Origin of the sequence: Nocardioides sp. zg-1230, from assembly GCF_013155335.1 — a bacterium.
Classification (GTDB): Bacteria; Actinomycetota; Actinomycetes; order Propionibacteriales; family Nocardioidaceae; genus Nocardioides.
In genome coordinates, this window is sequence record NZ_JABJQZ010000009.1 from 116,089 (window position 1) to 132,378 (window position 16,290).

Consider the following 16,290-nt stretch of genomic DNA (forward strand, 5'->3'; position numbering starts at 1 on the left):
CATCACACAGGTCCCACCGCCACCATCTGACGTACCCAGAAGCACAACGTCACCAATGAAAGGACTTTGGTCCCGACTTGGTCCTGCGGACCTGTACAAAGCCGGAAAATCCATCACAGTCGTCCTGGCGGGACTGCGCATGACGGTCCTGCGGAGGAGTCGAGATGAGCGAGCCCCAGCCCGGTCGCAACCGTGTGCTCTGGCTGTCCACCATCGCGTTCACGCTGATGTTCGCCGTGTGGTTGATGTTCGGCATCCTGGGCAAGCCCATCCAGGAGGAGTTCGGCCTCACCGAGGTGCAGCTGTCCTGGGTCGTGGCGGCGGCTGCGCTCAACGGATCTCTCTGGCGTCTTCCGGCCGGCATGGTCACCGACCGCATCGGCGGCCGGAAGGTCATGACCTTCCTCCTGCTCGCGACCGCCATCCCGGCGTACCTCGTCTCGCGGGTGGAGTCCTACGGCATGCTCCTCGTGCTGGCCTTCCTGGTCGGGTTCGCCGGCAACGCCTTCTCGTCGGGCATCGCATGGAACTCCGCCTGGCAACCCCGCGAGCACCAGGGCTTCGCGCTCGGTCTCTTCGGGGCGGGCAACGTCGGCGCCTCGGTCACGAAGTTCATCGGCCCACCGTTGATCGCGGGCACCGCCGGTGCCACCTACTTCGGCTTCATCGAGGGCGGCTGGCGCCTCGTCCCGGTCGTGTACGCCGTCCTGCTGGTGGTGATGGCGGCACTGTTGTGGTTCGGCACCCCGAGCCACGACCGGGCACCCGGCACCGGTCAGACGCTGCGGGAGCAGGTGCGTCCGCTCGGGAGCATGCGGGTGTGGCGCTTCAGCCTCTACTACGTCGCGGTGTTCGGCGCCTACGTCGCGCTCGCCGCCTGGCTGCCGACCTACTACATGGACAACTTCGACGTCTCGCTCCAGACGGCGGCCCTGCTGACGGCGACGTACATCTTCCCGGCCAGCCTCCTGCGGCCCTACGGCGGACACCTCTCCGACCGCTTCGGTGCCCGCCGCGTCATGTACTGGACGTTCGGCGCGATGCTCGTGGTGACCGGAATCCTGATGATGCCCAACGGTCACATCGTGATCGTGCACCCGGACGGGTCGCAGAGCGAGCACCTCGCCTACAGCATCGGCCTCGTGCCGTTCGCCCTCCTCGTGTTCGCGCTCGGATGCGCCATGGGGGTCGGCAAGGCCGCGGTCTTCAAGCACATCCCCGAGTACTTCCCCGACAACGTGGGGGCCGTCGGCGGACTGGTGGGGATGCTCGGCGGCCTCGGTGGGTTCTTCCTGCCGCCGCTGTTCGCCTACACGAAGGCCTGGTTCGGGTTCCCCTCCAGCACCTTCTTCGTGCTGTTCGTGCTCACCCTGACCTGCGCGGTCTGGATGCACTGGACCGTGGTCCACATGCTGCACACCCAGTCCCCCGAGCTGGCCGGCCGGCTCGAGAACCCCGACGACGACCGCCGACCCGGGTTCGGCGGGGAACACGACCGACTGCCTGAGGAGGCACGAGCATGAAGCCAGAGGCACCGACCCGTAGCAAGGGCGAGTGGCTGGAGTCGTGGGATCCCGAGAACGAGCAGACCTGGGACGAGCGCCTGGCGTGGAAGACGCTCTGGCTCACCACGTTCGCCCTGTTCCTCGCCTTCGTGGCGTGGTTCCTGCCGAGTGCGCTCATCCCCAAGCTCAACCCGCTCGGCTACAGCTTCACGACCACCCAGCTCTACTGGATGGCCGCGATGCCCGGCCTCTCGGCCGGTCTGTTCCGCCTCCTGTGGATGGTCCTGCCCCCGATCATGGGCACGCGGAAGATGGTCGCCCTGACCTCCCTTCTCCTGGTCTTCTCGACCCTCGGCTGGGGCGTGCGCGTCCAGGAGCCGACCGCGCCCTACTGGGAGCTGATGGTGCTCGCGTTCCTGGCGGGCATCGGCGGAGGCGCGTTCTCCGGCTTCATGCCGAGCACCTCCTACTTCTTCCCCAAGCGCAAGCAGGGGACCGCGCTGGGCCTGCAGGCCGGCATCGGCAACTTCGGCGTCTCCGCGGTCCAGCTGCTCACCCCCTACCTCATCGGCTTCTCGTGGCTGGCGTTCTTCGGCTCGAAGCAGACGATCTCGATGCCCGGCAAGCCGCCGCAGGACGTCTGGTACCAGAACGCCGCGTTCGTCTGGATCCCGCTCATGGTGCTGGCCGCGGTCCTCGCGTGGACGATGCTCAAGTCCGTGCCCATCAAGGCGAACATCCGCCAGCAGTTCGACATCTTCGGCAACGTCGACACCTGGTTGATGACGCTGCTCTACATCATGACCTTCGGCACCTTCTCGGGGCTGGCGGCCCAGTTCGGCCTGCTCATGGCCGACCTCTACGGCATCAGCAACCCCGACATCGTGCAGGGCACCGGGGCGGCCGCGACCGTCCTCATCGAGGGCTACGAGGTCCCGGACGTGGTGAAGTTCGTGTTCCTCGGCCCGCTGGTCGGGGCCGGAGCGCGCGTCCTGTTCGCACCCCTCACCGACCGCACCGGTGGCGCGATCTGGACCCTCGTGTCGGGCGTCGGGCTGATCATCTCCATCGCCTTCACGATGCCCGCCCTGACTCCCGACACGACGTCGGCCGCGACTCTCGACGCCGGGTTCGACCAGTTCCTGTGGGGCATGCTGGCGATCTTCCTCTTCGCGGGCATCGGCAACGCGTCGACGTTCAAGCAGATGCCGATGATCTTCGAGAAGCGGCAGGCCGGTGGCGTCATCGGCTGGACCGCGGCGATCGCCGCCTTCGGCCCCTTCTTCTTCGGGATCGGTGTCACGACGCTCGGACCGACGGTGTTCTACGCCATCGGGATCGCGTGGGCCGTCATGTGCGTGGGCATCACCTGGGTCCGCTACGCACGGAAGGGCGCCCCGAAGCCCGGGTGAGGCCTCCGGGCCGTCAGCCCGGGAACGCCTGGGCGTACATCGCCTCGAGCTCGGGGCTGGTCTCGGCCGTGAAGCCGCACAGCGTCACCCGGTCGCCGTCGGCGCTGACCAGGTAGGTCTGCCCCTCCTGGAAGTCGACGGCCATCAGCAGGTCGTCGAGGCTCCCGCCGGGGGCCTCGACGGTGACCGTCGACGCCTCGCCGCCGGCGTACCACTGGTCCACCTCGAGGGTCGCGGTCCCGTCCTCGACCGAGGTGACGGTGCCCTCGAAGGCGGTGTCGAACGTGGACAGCACCTCCGCGGACGGCATCGCGCACTTGCCGGCCGTCGAGGCGTCGGCGGTCAGGGCGAGGGGCTCGTTCGACATGGACTCGCTCGTGCCCTCGCCGGGGCTCGTGTCGTCGGTGGCCGTGGTGTCGCCCTCCGAGCCGCAGCCGGAGAGGACCAGGACGAGGGTCGCCGCGAGTGCGGGGAGCAGGCGGGCGGTGCTGGATCGGTGGACGTGTCGGCTCATGGCAGGCATCCCTTCGTCAGGCGTGAGGAGCAGCCTCGCTCCTGTAGAGGTGGGACGGGGCGAGGGGCCATCGGGTTCCCGCCCATCACCGGTCGTCGTCCTCGTCCTCCTCCTCGACCCGGCGCTTGATGCGTCCGAGGCCGGGGATCTTGCCGAGGATCTCGTTGAGCTCGCGAGACACGACGAGCAGGTCGTGCAGGTCGGGCGCCACCGACCCGAGGGTGGCCAGGACGGGCACGATGTCGCGTTCGAACTGCTCGGTCACCGCGGGCAGGTGGTCGACGAGGGTCACCAGCGCGGCCACCTCCTCGGGGTGGGTCGTGTCGGCCAGCGTCTGCAGCGTCGGCTGCAGCGTCGTGAGCGGGGGCTCGAGCACGTCGAGCAGGGCCGCCGCCCGGCCCGCCTGGACGGAGGCGCCGTCGACCACGGTCTCCACGCGCTCGATCTCGGTCGCGGCAGCGCCTACGACGGTGCCGACCTTCGCCACCTCTGCGGTCGCCGCCTCCACGACCGTGCCCACCCGGGCGACCTCGGTGGTCGCCGCGTCCACGACCGTCCCGACGCGAGCGACCTCGACGGTCGAGGCGTCCAGGACCGTGCCGACGCGGGCGACCTCGGCGGTGGCCGCGTCCAGGACCGTGCCGACGCGGGTCACCTGGGTGGTTGCTGCATCGAGAACGGTGCCCACGCGCCCCACCTCGGTGGCCGCCGCGTCGGCGACTCCTTCGACGCGGTCGACGATGACGGTGGCCCGGCCCACCAGCGCCTCGGCCTGGTCGAGCAGGGCCAACATGCGCGGGACGGCGCCGAGGAGCGCCTCGACCTGCTCGCTCCCCCGTTCGAGGGCCGACATCACGTCACGGGGTCCGGGCACGGGCAGGCGCATGCGCCATTCCTACCAGCGGGTGCCGCGCGGGGGACGGCTCCGCACGTGCGGCGGAGGTGGCCGTCGTACGCACCGACGGGCCCACCGTAGGCAGCTCGGTACGCCGCCCTCGTCCGGCACGCTCGGCCTCCCGCCCGGCGCTGCGAACTGCCTACGTTGCTCGCCGGCGTCCGCACGTGCGGCGGTGGGAGCCGTACGACACGCGGGCCGCCGCGGAAATGGAGCAGGGCCCCCGCCGGAGTGGGGGCCCTGCTGTGGTGCTGGTGGAGCGGACGGATCAGAAGTCCATGCCGCCCATGCCGCCCATGTCGCCGCCGGGCATGGCCGGCGCCTTCTCGGGCTTGTCGGCCACGACGGCCTCGGTGGTGAGGAACAGCGCGGCAATCGACGCGGCGTTCTGCAGGGCCGAGCGGGTGACCTTGGCCGGGTCGATGATGCCCTCGGCGATCATGTCGACGTAGTCACCGGTCGCGGCGTTGAGGCCGTGACCCGCGGGGAGGTTGCGCACCTTCTCGGAGATGACGCCACCCTCGAGACCGGCGTTGACGGCGATCTGCTTGAGCGGGGCCTCGGTGGCCTTGCGGACGATCTCGGCACCCGTGGCCTCGTCACCCGTCAGCTCGAGCTTGGCGAACGCCTCCACGGCGGCCTGGACGAGCGCCACGCCACCGCCGGCGACGATGCCCTCCTCGACCGCAGCCTTGGCGTTGCGGACGGCGTCCTCGATGCGGTGCTTGCGCTCCTTGAGCTCGACCTCGGTGGCCGCGCCGACCTTGATGACGGCCACGCCGCCGGCCAGCTTGGCGAGGCGCTCCTGGAGCTTCTCGCGGTCGTAGTCGGAGTCCGACTTCTCGATCTCGGCGCGGATCTGGTTGACCCGGCCCTCGATCTGGCCCTGGTCGCCCGCGCCCTCGACGATGGTGGTCTCGTCCTTGGTGATGACGACCTTGCGCGCCTGGCCGAGCAGCTCCAGGCCGGCGGACTCGAGCTTGAGGCCGACCTCCTCGGAGATGACCTGGCCGCCGGTGAGGATCGCGATGTCCTGCAGCATGGCCTTGCGGCGGTCACCGAAGCCCGGGGCCTTGACGGCCACGGAGCGGAAGGTGCCCTTGATCTTGTTGACGACCAGGGTCGACAGCGCCTCGCCGTCGACGTCCTCGGCGATGATCAGCAGCGGCTTGCCGGACTGCATGACCTTCTCCAGCAGCGGCAGCAGGTCCTTCACCGTCGACACCTTGGAGTTGACGATGAGGACGTAGGGGTCCTCCAGCACGGCCTCCATGCGCTCGAGGTCGGTGGCGAAGTAGGCCGAGATGTAGCCCTTGTCGAACCGCATGCCCTCGGTCAGCTCGAGGTCCAGCCCGAAGGTGTTGGACTCCTCGACGGTGATGACGCCTTCCTTGCCGACCTTGTCCATCGCCTCGGCGATGATCTCGCCGACGGTGGTGTCAGCGGCGGAGATCGACGCGGTGGAGGCGATCTGCTCCTTGGTCTCGACGTCCTTGGCCATGCTGAGCAGCTGCTCGGACACGGCGGCGACGGCGGCCTCGATGCCGCGCTTGAGACCCATCGGGTTCGCACCGGCCGCGACGTTGCGCAGGCCCTCGCGCACCATGGCCTGGGCCAGGACGGTGGCGGTGGTGGTGCCGTCACCGGCGACGTCGTCGGTCTTCTTGGCGACCTCCTTGACCAGCTCGGCGCCGATCTTCTCGTAGGGGTCCTCCAGCTCGATCTCCTTGGCGATCGAGACACCGTCGTTGGTGATCGTGGGGGCGCCCCACTTCTTCTCCAGGACGACGTTGCGGCCCTTGGGGCCCAGGGTGACCTTGACCGCGTCGGCGAGGGTGTTCATACCCCGCTCGAGGCCGCGGCGGGCCTCCTCGTTGAAAGCAATCAGCTTGGCCATATCGCGTGCGATTCCTATCGACGTGAGTCTGTGTGTCGACATCAGGAGGGCTGCCCGCGACGGACGATCCGCTCCACCGACGATCCATTCACGTCGGCTTCCGCGGACCTCAGCGTCACCTGAGTCGTTGTCACTCTCATGGCGAGAGTGCCAACGTCATGTTTAGCACTCGCACCCCGAGAGTGCAAACGACTCAGGTGTCGCGTCAGCCGCCGATCAAGGCATCTGGATGAGCTTGATGCTCTCGGTGACGGCGTTGACCGCTGTCGCGAAGATCGGGCCGAGCTCCGCGCCACTGGCAGCACAGTAGAAGTAGTCGCCGTCCTTGTTCTCGTCCACCCTCTCGGCCGCGGTCGAGCAGTCGCTGTCGGCCTTGCTCGGCGTGCCGGACGGGGTCGGCGATGCCGCCGCGGCGAGGTAGTCGCGCACCCACGGTGAGCGCGGCGTACGACCTCCCGGCTTCTCGCAGGACGCCGACCGGGCGTCTCCGAAGCCGATCACCAGGACAGTGACCCCGCGCGCCTTGGCCTGCTCGGCCACCGTGGCGAGGTTGTCGCACCCCTTCTTGCCCTTTCCGTTCCCGTAGGAGTTGCGACCTGCCCCGACGTCGCCCGAGCTCGCGAGGGACGTGCTGCCCTCCTCCAGGAGCTCGTCGGGCTGGCCGTCCGTCTCGAAGACCAGCACCTTCTTCGCCGTGCCGGGTCGCCTGGGCAGCGAACCGAGGTTGTTCGGGTCCAGGCCGAGCAGGTAGCGCGACGCCCCCTTGAAGGCCGAGGCGAGATGCGTGCCGTAGCTGCCCGTCGACAGACCGGGGACAGCGCCGTTGGGCATGCACCTGACGCCCCTCACGAGCTTGCTGCTCGAGCTGATGGCGGCGTCGCGGGTGGCCTTGTAGTCGTTGGTGAAGTCGATGGCGATCCACTTCCCACCCTTGGCACCGTCCGCCGCCGTGGTGGCCGCGGTCGCACACGAGGAGGTGCCCTTGCTCTTGTGCATCGCGCCGAACGCGACGTAGTGGAGCGTCGGGTCCATCACGCCGAGGCTGTCGACGATGGCGGCCTGCATGTCCTCCCGGTCGTCGTCGGCCATGCTGGTGGTGCGATCCGCCATGAAGACGATGTCCATCGGGTTCGGCAGTGTCTCCCCGCACGAGCCTCGACAGGCCGACGACGACACGGAACCCGTGGAGCCACGGTCGTGCCCGATGACCGGCGCGAAGTCGAAGTCCACATCCTTGGAGTCGGTCACCCGGATGGTGTTGCAGCGAGCCGTGACAGGGCACGGGATAGAACAGATCCGCGTGTTGCAGCGCACGTGAGAGCTGTCGTACGTCCCGGGGTCGCACGTCGCCGGGATCTGGTCCGAGGCCACCTGCCTGCCGGCGCCGGTCGACGCGACCACGCAGAAGAGCTCGGTGTCCGGCGTCATCGCGGGATCCTGGGACTTGGCCATCGTCACCGCCCACGTCCGGGCGTCGGTGCCGCTCGCCGGCAGCTCGAACGCCCCGGCGTGCGCCGCGGAGTCGACGTGGTCGTGGAGCCTCTGGCGCTCCATGGCGAGGGAGGAGATGTCGACGGCAAGGGCCGCGCAGGCGAAGATCACCAGAGCGAGCAGGGCGACCAGGAAGGCCACCGCACCCGACTCGTCCGATCCTTCACCCCTGCGCGCCGCCAGGGCGCGCCTCACTCGATCCTCATCTTGCTGGTCTTGGACAGCGTGAGGCTCGAGGACAGTGCCTTCCCCATCGGGGTGAGCCACCCGTGCTCGTAGGTCGCGGTCACGACGGCAACCCCGCCCGAGGTGTGGTTGGCGTCCCATGACCCGCATGCCCCGCCGAGGGGCGTCTCGCAGGTCACCTGGACCGTGACCCGCCCCTCGAGGTCGGTCAACGAGTCGTTGACGACGTCGTCGACCTCGCTCTGGCTGGCACTGAGGCTGGCGGCGCGCACCCCTTCGCGGGTGGCGTTGTTGAGCACGGTGTAACGGTTGATCGCGAAGCCGAGTTCGATGATCGAGAACACGACCGCCAGCAGCAGAGGCACCACGAGTGCGAACTCCACCGCCGCCGCACCGCGATCCTCGCGTGGGCGTGAAAAGGGCATGACTATTTCCTCCCGCAGATGCGACGCGCAGGACTGCTCCCGACGTCGCGAAGGTTGTGACGGTGATCCGGCACGGATGACGGATCACCGGTCCCGCCCGCACCCCCCAGCGCAGGCAGAACAAGGGCAACCTAATGCGCAGGGGGGACGGTCCACCCCCCGCAGCGGGATCTCTTTGCCGTCCTGTCTAGACAGGGACGGTCAGCGACCGGCGTCGACCCGCGCGGCGAGGAGGTCGGCGAACGGCTCCGCGTTGGCCGGCGACACGTCCAGGTAGAGCCCCGGCTCGATCAGCTCGAGCTCGCTCACGACCCAGCCCCCGTCCCAGCGCAGCAGGTCGACGCGCAGGTAGTCCATCGGCCGACCGAAGCGCTCGGCCATCGCGTCGTACGCCGTCATCACCAGGTCGCCGACGTCGCCGGTCGCGACTGCGCGGACCCGGCCGCCGAACTCCTCGTTGACGCGTACGTCGCCCTCGCCGGGCAGCTTGTCGAAGCGCTGCCCGAGCCGCCCGTCGAGGACGTAGACGGACGACTCCCCGTGGGTGCGGATCGACTCCACGAGCGGCTGCACGACCCAGGGGCCGTCGACCTCGGGGTAGTCGGGGTGGCTGCGGACCGGGCGGCCCAGGCGGGGGTCCTCGGGGTCGGTGACGACGAGGAGGCCCGCTCCCCCGGCGCCCACGCGCGGCTTGACCACAGCCGTGCCGAAGCGGCGTACGCCCCGGGCCAGGTCGTCGCGGTCGTCGGCGAGGACCGTCGGCACGACCGGCAGGTCTCCGAGCTCGGTCAGGTAGCGCTTGTCGTGGTTCCAGGCGAAGACGTCGGCGCCGTTGAGCAGGCGCGCCTGGTCGAGCGACGCCGTCCACGCGAGGAACTCGGCGTGGCGGGTGACGTAGTCCCACGTCGAGCGGACCGCGACGAGATCGGCGTCTGCCCAGTCGACCGACGGGTCGTCCCACCGCGCCCAGGTGAAGTCGACCCCGCGGTCGCGGAGGACGGCGTCGAGGGCACCCGCGCCGGGCTCCCCCTGCGGCAGGTCACCGCTGGTGGCGAGCAGGACCTTCATGACTCGTCGGGGTCGTCCGGCAGCTCGGAGGCGCCGTAGAGCTCGTGCGCGACGGCGTCGCGGTTGGTGCCCTCCCGGTTGTCGCCCTTCTCGATGATCACGAGGTTGTGGTAGCAGTGCACGGCGCGGACCCACTGGTCGGTGTAGGTGGGCTCGTAGCCCTCGACGAGGAACTCCTCGTGGTTGAGGCCGTCGACGAGGTCCTTGACGAGGTCCATCGACGTGCCGGACGCCCGCGGGTCGAGCTGGCCGCCCCAGGCCGGCCAGTAGGAGGTCTGGGTGTCCTCGATGCAGTAGATGGCGCCGTCGGGCAGCAGCGGGAACAGGATCCGGAAGGACTCACGCACGTGGGCCGGGATGTGGCTGCCGTCGTCGATGACCACCAGCGGCGCGCCCTGCTCGTCGATGATGCGCTGCAGGACCTCGGGGTCGGTCTGGTCGCCGAGGTAGGTGTGGATGTGGCCGCGTGTGAGCCACGTCTTGTCCTCGATGTCGAGGCCGACGATGCGGGCCTTCGGGAAGAACCAGCGCCACATCTTCATCGAGGCCCCGCTCTTGCGGCGCTTCTTGTAGCCGCCGATCCCGAGCTCGAGGAGCGTGAAGGACTCCCCGCGCAGGTGCTGCAGGTGGCGCTCGTAGTGGGGGGTGTACTTGTGGACGCCCCACTTGTCGGTGCGGAACTCGATGGCCAGCTCGGTCAGGTTGCTGGCCAGGAGCCGGCGGCGGCGCTCCGCCTTCGGGTCGAGCGGCTCGGGCTCGGCCGGCACCGGCGATGCCTGCATCCTGCCGGCCTTCTTGGCAGCCTTCTTGACGGCCTGGCCGGCTCGTCGAGCAGTGGTGCGCACCCGGGAACCCTAGCCTGACCCATCCACCCCGGGTGCGTGGTGCCCGAACGGCACGTCCGCCACGACGCCGAGGGCCGCGAGCACCGACGGGAGCATCGCCTTCGCGGTGCGCTTGTAGCCGTGCGCGCTCGGGTGGAAGCGGTCGAGGCTGAACATCTCCTCAGGGTTGGTGATGAAGAACGGGCCCACCACGTGGGCCAGCGACACCACCCGCGCGCCACGGTCGAGGGCGGCCGCCCGCTGGGCGTCCGCGAGCTGCCGGGAGGCCCTCGAGCCGAGCGCCCGCAGGGGCTGCGGCACCGGGCGCAGCGCGCCGAGGTCCGGGCACGTGCCGACGACGACCTCGGCCCCCCGGGCCCTCAGGTCGTCGACCGCATCCGCCAGGTGGCGTACGGACTCGGCGACCGGCACCCGGTGGGTGACGTCGTTGCCGCCGACGACGATGACGGCCACGTCCGGGCGGTAGCCCGGAGGCAGTGAGTCGAGCTGGGCGGTGAGCATGCTGCTCTCCGAGCCGACCACGGCAGCAGTCCGCAGCCGCACCGATCGTCCGGCGTCGGTGGCGATGCCGCGGGCCAGCCGGCCGCCCAGGGTGTGCTTCGCCTTCTCCGCGCCGAGGCCCGCCGCGATCGAGTCGCCCAGCACCAACAGGTCGACCGGCTCGCCGTACTTCCGCTTGTAGTGCCGGTCGGCGTCCGGGGCCTGCTCGCCCAGTGGCTTGCCGATCGCGCGTCGGGCCTGCGCTGCCTGCCGGTGCAGCAGCTCGCGGGCGCCGTACGCCGTCCCTCCCGCGACGCCGCCGAGGACGGCCAGCGCCACGCCGGCCCGGGTCAGGTGTCTGCTCCCCACGACGCCTGTGAACCAGACGCACCTGAACGTCCGCGCAACCGCGGGCATCGGATGACCCAACGGCACCCCACAGATGGGTCGATGTACTCAGGACAATCCACCCGCGGCGCGACACGGTGGGGGTATGACCGACACCTCGTCATCGTCACCCGCTGTCGTCACGCACCCGGTCGCGCCGCACCAGCTCGCATGGCTGCGCACCGAGCTCGCCGGCTGGACCTCAGAGGGGATCATCAGCGAGGAGCAGGCGGCCCGCATCTCGTCGCGCTACCGCTCCGAGCACCACGCCCGCATCAGCGTGGGCCGCGTCCTCCTCTACCTGGGCGCCGGATTCGTCGGTGTCGGACTCATCTGGCTCGTCGCCGCCAACCTCGACGAGCTCTCCCCGACGGCCCGCTTCGGCACCGTCGCCGCGCTCTGGCTCGCCTTCCTGGTGGGGGGCGAGGTGCTGGCCGCGCGACGGGCCTCCCCGCCGGTCGTCGGCGCCGTACGACTCCTCGCCGCCCTCGGCGCCGGTGCCGTCCTCTTCCAGGCGGCGCAGTCGCTGCAGGTCCCCGCCTACGAGCCCCGCCTCGTGGGCCTCTGGGCAGCCGGGGCCCTGCTCCACGGCTACCTGACCCGCTCGCACATGCCGTTCTTCGTCGGCCTGGTGACCGGCGTGGTGTGGTGGTTCTGGCAGCCGCTGTGGGACGCACCCAACGGACTCACCGTGGTCCTCCTCCTCGGGGCCGGCTCCGTACTGGCCGCGAGCCTCGCGGTGCTGCACGACGGGTGGATCGACTCCTACGCCTGGGCCTGGCGCACGGTGGGCGGTGGCATGGCCCTGCTGGCCCTCTTCGTCGCCGCGATCCCCGACATCGGCTCGGACGGCGTCGAGTGGACGACCTGGCTCGTGGTGGCGCTGGTACTCGCCGGCGTCGCCGCACTGGCCGCCGTGCTCACCCGCCCCGGCCTGCGGGTCCTGGAGCCCGTCGGTGCCATCGTCGTGCTCGTCGTGGCCGCCCTGATCGGGCTCTGGACCACCGGGACCGACACGTCGTCGGTGGACGCCGCGGACTGGGGCCACGCAGCGGTCTCGGTCGTCGCCTACGTCGTCCTCGCCGTCGGCCTGGTCGCCCTCGGCACGGTCCGTGACCATCCGCCGCTGACCTGGATGGCGATGGTGGGGCTGGTGGTCTTCACGACCTTCCAGAGCTTTGCGGTCTTCGCGCCGATCGTCACCGGTGCGTGGCTGTTCGTGGTGCTCGGCACCGTCTTCCTGGCGACCGGCTTCCTCTTCGACCGGGCCCGGCGACAACTGGCACACGCCCTCGACACCGATTCATCCACCGGAACCGAAGGAGCAGCCCGATGAACCGCGTCGCCGTCACCGGCATCGTCGCCGTGACCCAGCTGGCCCTGGTCGGCGTGGGCGTCGCACCGCAGCTCTCCGCCCGGGTGGCGGGTGACGCGTACGTCGTGCGCGTGGCGCCGGTCGACCCGATCGACCCGTTCCGTGGCGCGTACGTCGCCCTCGACTACCCCGACCTCCGTCACGACGGGTCACAGTCGGCCGTCGAGCCGGGCCTCGGCGCGCTGGACGACGGCGAGTCCGGCGACGTCTACGTCAGCCTCGTCGAGGAGAACGGGGTCTGGGTGGCCGCCGCATGGTCCCGCACGCGCCCGGACAACGGCCCCTACCTCGCCTGCGACGACCGGTCGTGGCAGATCCGGTGCGGCATCGAGAGCTGGTTCCTTCCGCAGGACGAGGCGCAGGAGGCCGAGGACCTGCTGGGCGACGGAGCGGTCGCCGAACTGCGGGTCGACGGGCGCGGCAACGCCGCCGTGGTCGACGTACGAGCTCCGTGACGGCGTGCCGGCAAGAGCCGGCAGGGGATCAGCCGCCGGCGACCGCCGGGATCACCGAGATCTGGACGCCGTCGGGTGTCGCGGTCTGCAGGTCGTCGAGGAACCGCACGTCGTCGTTGCCGACGTAGACGTTGACGAAGCGGCGCAGCTGGCCCGCCTCGTCGAGGATCCGGCCCTTGATGCCCGAGTAGCTCGAGTCGAGGTCGTCGAGGACGGCCGAGAGGGTGTCGCCCTCGGCGCTCACCTCGGACTCACCGCCGGTGTAGGTGCGCAGGATGGTCGGGATCCGGACCGAGACACTCATGCGCGTACTCGCTTCGCTCCGTGCGCGCATGAGGCACCTGACACGCTGTGTTGGATGATTCGCTCGCTGCGCTCGCTCATGTGCTGATCTTCCTCTCAGAGGACGTTGGACGCCACGAAGGCGTCATAGCTGGGGGCGATGGTGGCGGCCGGGGCGACGCGCTCGGAGACCGCGTCGAGGGTCTTGAGGCCGTGGCCGGTGTTGATCACGACGGTCTCGAGCGAGGTGTCGAGCTGGCCGGTCTCGACGAGCTTCTTGAGCACACCCACCGTGGTGCCGCCGGCGGTCTCGGTGAAGATGCCCTCCGTGCGGGCCAGGAGCACGATCGCGTCGCGGACCTCGTCGTCGGAGATGTCCTCGACCGCACCGCCGGTGCGGCGGCAGATGTCGAGCACGTAGATGCCGTCGGCGGGGTTGCCGATCGCCAGGCTCTTGGCGATGGTGTCGGGCTTGACCGGCCGGATGGCGTCGGTCTCGGCCTTGTAGGCCACCGACACCGGCGAGCAGCCGGTGGCCTGCGCGCCGTAGATCTTGTAGGGCTTGTCCTCGACGAGGCCGAGAGTGATCAGCTCCTGGAAGGCCTTGTCGACCTTCGTCAGCTGGGAGCCGGACGCGACCGGGATGACGATCTGGTCGGGGAGCCGCCAGCCGAGCTGCTCGGCGATCTCGTAGCCCAGCGTCTTGGAGCCCTCGGCGTAGAAGGGGCGCACGTTGACGTTGACGAACGCCCAGCCCTCCTCCTCGCCGGCGATCTCGGAGGCGAGCTTGTTGACGTCGTCGTAGTTGCCGTCGACCGCGACGAGGCGGTCGGTGTAGACGGCGGAGTTGACCTGCTTGGGCTTCTCGAGGTTGCTCGGGATGAAGACCACCGTCGTGATCCCGGCCCGGGCACCGGCCGCGGCGACGGCGTTGGCGAGGTTGCCGGTCGAGGGGCACGCGAAGACCTTGGCGTCGAGCTCGCGGGCAGCGCTCAGCGCGCACGCCACCACCCGGTCCTTGAAGGAGTTGGTCGGGTTGGTGGAGTCGTCCTTGACCCACAGCTTGTCGAGGCCGAGCTCGCGGGCGAGGTTCTTCGCCTCCAGCAGCCGCGTGAAACCCGGCTCGGTGTTGGGGCTCTGCTCGATGTCGGTCGGCACCGGCAGCAGCGCCTTGTACCGCCAGATGTTGCGGGGGCCGGCGGCGATCTCCTCGCGGGTCACGGCCGGGAAGTCGTAGGCCACCTCGAGGGGACCGAAGCACTCCGGACAGGCGTACGACGGCCCCAGGGTGACCTCGTGGCCGCACTCGCGACAGGCCAGCGCGCGGGCGTTGCCGAAGGCCCCCTCGCGCAGCTGCTTCGTCGCCGTCGTGGTGGTGGTGTCGTCCAGCAGGGTGCTCATGAAGTCCTCCTTCTCATCTGTCCCCGCGACTCTCGCTGGGGTCGGATTTGGCACCTGCTCCCGCGACTGCCGGCCGGTGAGGCGGACAGGAGGCTCGCGGGTGGTTGCCGGGACTTCGTCGGGCCGTTCCCTCAGTCCCTCGTGATGAGCAGGCTCAGCCTAGGCAGGGCGTCTCACGATGTGCACATCGAGTCCACGATGTGGTCGGCCGGGCGTCCGACGCGCGGTCAGCGACGCGCAGCGAGGCCGGACAGGAGCTCTACGACACCCGCGGGGCCGTCGACGACGACGTCGGCGAGCCGGACGAGGTCGGGCTGCTCGGTCGAGGCGGAGCACACGACGAGGCCGGGCAGGCCGTCGGCGCGCAACGACCGGACCGCCTCGAAGGCCTCCACGTCGCCGAGGTCGTCGCCGCCGAAGACGACTCCGGTGGCCTCCTGCTCGGCGACGAACGCCCGCAGCGAGTGGCCCTTGTGCATGTCGCCCGAGCGGACCTCGATCACGTTGCGACCGGGCTCGATCGTCAGGTGGTGACGCTCGGCGAGGGCCGCGATGGGCTTCACGAGTCGTTCGAAGGCACCGGCCGGGTCGTCCATGCGTCGGGTGTGCACCGCGACGGCCAGGCCCTTCTCCTCGACGAACGCCTCGGCGGCACCCGCGCCACGCAGCACCGAGGGCAGCTCGCGCTCGAAGCTGGCGAGCCCGGCGGGGGGCCGCGGCGAGCGGATCCGCTGCTCGGTGGCCGACCAGCGCTCGTTGCCGTACTGGCCGAAGACGAACAGCTCGGCGCCGCGGTCGAGCATGGCGTTGCCCAGGGCGTCGAGGTCGCCCATGGCGATGGCCTGACGCGCCGGACGGCCGGTGATCACCGCGACCGCGCGCACCACCTCGGCGAGCTCGAGGAGGGCACCCGGAGCGGCCGGGTGGAGCCGGGCTGCCTCGGGATCGTCGACGACCGGTGACAGCGTGCCGTCGAAGTCGAGGCCCACGACGACGCCGTCGAGGACGTCGCGTACGGCGTCGTAGTGGGCGCGCGCGTGGTCGGAGGTGAACTCCATGGGGTCAACCCAACCACGTGCGGGGTCAGCGCGGGGCGTCGGCCGTGAGGATGATCGTCAGACGGTCGCGCTTCATCACACCGACGGCGGGCGCCGTTCGCTTGATGCCCAGGTCGAGGGCGAGCTGCTTGCCGGCCGCCTTGAGCCGGGGCGGGAAGTAGACGGTGCTGGTGGGGATGAGGCCCTGCCAGTTGTCCTCGCCGACCACGGCCCAGCCCACGCCGGTGGCCTTCGCGGCGGTCTCGGCGGCGAGCCCCCGGATGCCGGAGTTGTTGTAGACCTCGACGTAGACCTCGCCCCGCTTGAGCTGCGGCTTGGGCTTGGGCGTCTTCGTCGGCGTGGGGGCCGGCTCGGCGGTGGGGCTGGGGGTCTGGCCGGCGCTCGCGATGGTCGCGGTGTCGACGCGGCGCTCGGTCGGCGCCTGGTCGCGGGTGGCGACGAAGGTGATCGAGGCCATCGCGACGGCGAGGACCGACAACATCACGAGCGGGGACGGGAAGGCGACGCCGCGCTCGTCACGACGACGGCGGGGCGAGGTGCGGCCGGAGCTGGGGAAGGAGGCCATGGGGAAGGTGACCAATCGTGAGTGGGCGGGCCGTGACGTCGGGTGTCGG

General features: G+C 70.3%; 16 protein-coding genes and 1 riboswitch. Of the genes, 4 read left to right on the forward strand and 12 right to left on the reverse strand.

The annotated features are described in order from the left end of the window. The first annotated feature begins 164 nt into the window (after positions 1-164). Complete coding sequence (locus HOO61_RS23235; protein ID WP_172262285.1) at positions 165-1,523, forward strand: nitrate/nitrite transporter; 1,359 nt, start codon at positions 165-167, stop codon at positions 1,521-1,523. Continuing rightward, the gene (locus HOO61_RS23240; protein ID WP_172262287.1) at positions 1,520-2,917 is read left to right on the forward strand and encodes an MFS transporter; all 1,398 of its coding nucleotides are present in this window, start codon (positions 1,520-1,522) and stop codon (positions 2,915-2,917) included. Before HOO61_RS23235 ends, HOO61_RS23240 begins: the two co-directional genes overlap by 4 nt. A 13-nt stretch (positions 2,918-2,930) precedes the next feature. Here the strand turns inward: HOO61_RS23240 and HOO61_RS23245 are convergent, their stop codons facing one another. The 8 genes from HOO61_RS23245 to HOO61_RS23280 all read right to left on the reverse strand — a co-directional run bounded on the left by HOO61_RS23245 (position 2,931) and on the right by HOO61_RS23280 (position 11,087). Next, complete coding sequence (locus HOO61_RS23245) at positions 2,931-3,431, reverse strand: hypothetical protein (protein WP_172262289.1); 501 nt, start codon at positions 3,429-3,431, stop codon at positions 2,931-2,933. An 85-nt stretch (positions 3,432-3,516) separates the two neighbouring features. Further along, complete coding sequence (locus HOO61_RS23250) at positions 3,517-4,317, reverse strand: hypothetical protein (RefSeq protein ID WP_172262291.1); 801 nt, start codon at positions 4,315-4,317, stop codon at positions 3,517-3,519. A 277-nt stretch (positions 4,318-4,594) separates the two neighbouring features. After that, the gene (gene groL, locus HOO61_RS23255; RefSeq protein ID WP_172262293.1) at positions 4,595-6,223 is read right to left on the reverse strand and encodes a chaperonin GroEL; all 1,629 of its coding nucleotides are present in this window, start codon (positions 6,221-6,223) and stop codon (positions 4,595-4,597) included. Between the two features lie 216 nt (positions 6,224-6,439). After that, positions 6,440-7,909: a pilus assembly protein TadG-related protein gene (locus HOO61_RS23260; RefSeq protein ID WP_172262295.1), complete on the reverse strand. Its 1,470-nt coding sequence runs from the start codon at positions 7,907-7,909 to the stop codon at positions 6,440-6,442. Then, positions 7,906-8,325 (reverse strand): TadE/TadG family type IV pilus assembly protein, encoded by a 420-nt coding sequence (locus HOO61_RS23265; RefSeq protein WP_172262297.1) that lies wholly within the window; start codon positions 8,323-8,325, stop codon positions 7,906-7,908. The genes HOO61_RS23260 and HOO61_RS23265 overlap by 4 nt, the downstream gene beginning before the upstream one ends. 201 nt (positions 8,326-8,526) lie before the next feature. After that, on the reverse strand, positions 8,527-9,393 hold the full coding sequence (locus HOO61_RS23270; protein ID WP_172262299.1) for a RimK family alpha-L-glutamate ligase: 867 nt from the start codon (positions 9,391-9,393) through the stop codon (positions 8,527-8,529). Next, positions 9,390-10,238 carry a hypothetical protein gene (locus HOO61_RS23275; RefSeq protein ID WP_216659227.1) on the reverse strand — a complete coding sequence of 283 codons (849 nt, stop codon included), beginning with the start codon at positions 10,236-10,238 and terminating at the stop codon, positions 9,390-9,392. Before HOO61_RS23275 ends, HOO61_RS23270 begins: the two co-directional genes overlap by 4 nt. A gap of 9 nt (positions 10,239-10,247) precedes the next feature. Next, on the reverse strand, positions 10,248-11,087 hold the full coding sequence (locus tag HOO61_RS23280; protein ID WP_367650293.1) for an SGNH/GDSL hydrolase family protein: 840 nt from the start codon (positions 11,085-11,087) through the stop codon (positions 10,248-10,250). Between the two features lie 124 nt (positions 11,088-11,211). Here HOO61_RS23280 and HOO61_RS23285 point away from each other — a divergent pair, with 124 nt between their 5' ends. Together HOO61_RS23285 and HOO61_RS23290 are read left to right on the forward strand one after the other, a co-directional pair. Next, positions 11,212-12,441, forward strand: a complete 1,230-nt coding sequence (locus tag HOO61_RS23285; protein ID WP_172262303.1) for a DUF2157 domain-containing protein — start codon at positions 11,212-11,214, stop codon at positions 12,439-12,441. Continuing rightward, positions 12,438-12,935, forward strand: a complete 498-nt coding sequence (locus HOO61_RS23290; protein ID WP_172262305.1) for a GDYXXLXY domain-containing protein — start codon at positions 12,438-12,440, stop codon at positions 12,933-12,935. Before HOO61_RS23285 ends, HOO61_RS23290 begins: the two co-directional genes overlap by 4 nt. A gap of 28 nt (positions 12,936-12,963) precedes the next feature. On the opposite strand, the gene HOO61_RS23295 is transcribed toward HOO61_RS23290, so the two are convergent. From HOO61_RS23295 to HOO61_RS23310, 4 genes are all read right to left on the reverse strand, one after another. Further along, a complete protein-coding gene (locus HOO61_RS23295) occupies positions 12,964-13,239 on the reverse strand; it encodes a MoaD/ThiS family protein (protein ID WP_172262307.1) in 276 nt (91 codons plus the stop codon). A gap of 95 nt (positions 13,240-13,334) precedes the next feature. After that, positions 13,335-14,618, reverse strand: coding sequence for a threonine synthase (thrC, locus tag HOO61_RS23300; protein ID WP_172262309.1), 1,284 nt, complete (start codon positions 14,616-14,618; stop codon positions 13,335-13,337). Between the two features lie 10 nt (positions 14,619-14,628). After that, positions 14,629-14,769: riboswitch (SAM riboswitch) on the reverse strand. A gap of 76 nt (positions 14,770-14,845) precedes the next feature. Further along, entirely contained in the window at positions 14,846-15,676 is an 831-nt protein-coding gene (gene otsB / locus HOO61_RS23305) for a trehalose-phosphatase (RefSeq protein WP_172262311.1), read from the reverse strand. Positions 15,677-15,701: 25 nt separating this feature from the next. Further along, entirely contained in the window at positions 15,702-16,241 is a 540-nt protein-coding gene (locus HOO61_RS23310) for a LytR C-terminal domain-containing protein (RefSeq protein WP_172262313.1), read from the reverse strand. Positions 16,242-16,290 lie beyond the last annotated feature (49 nt).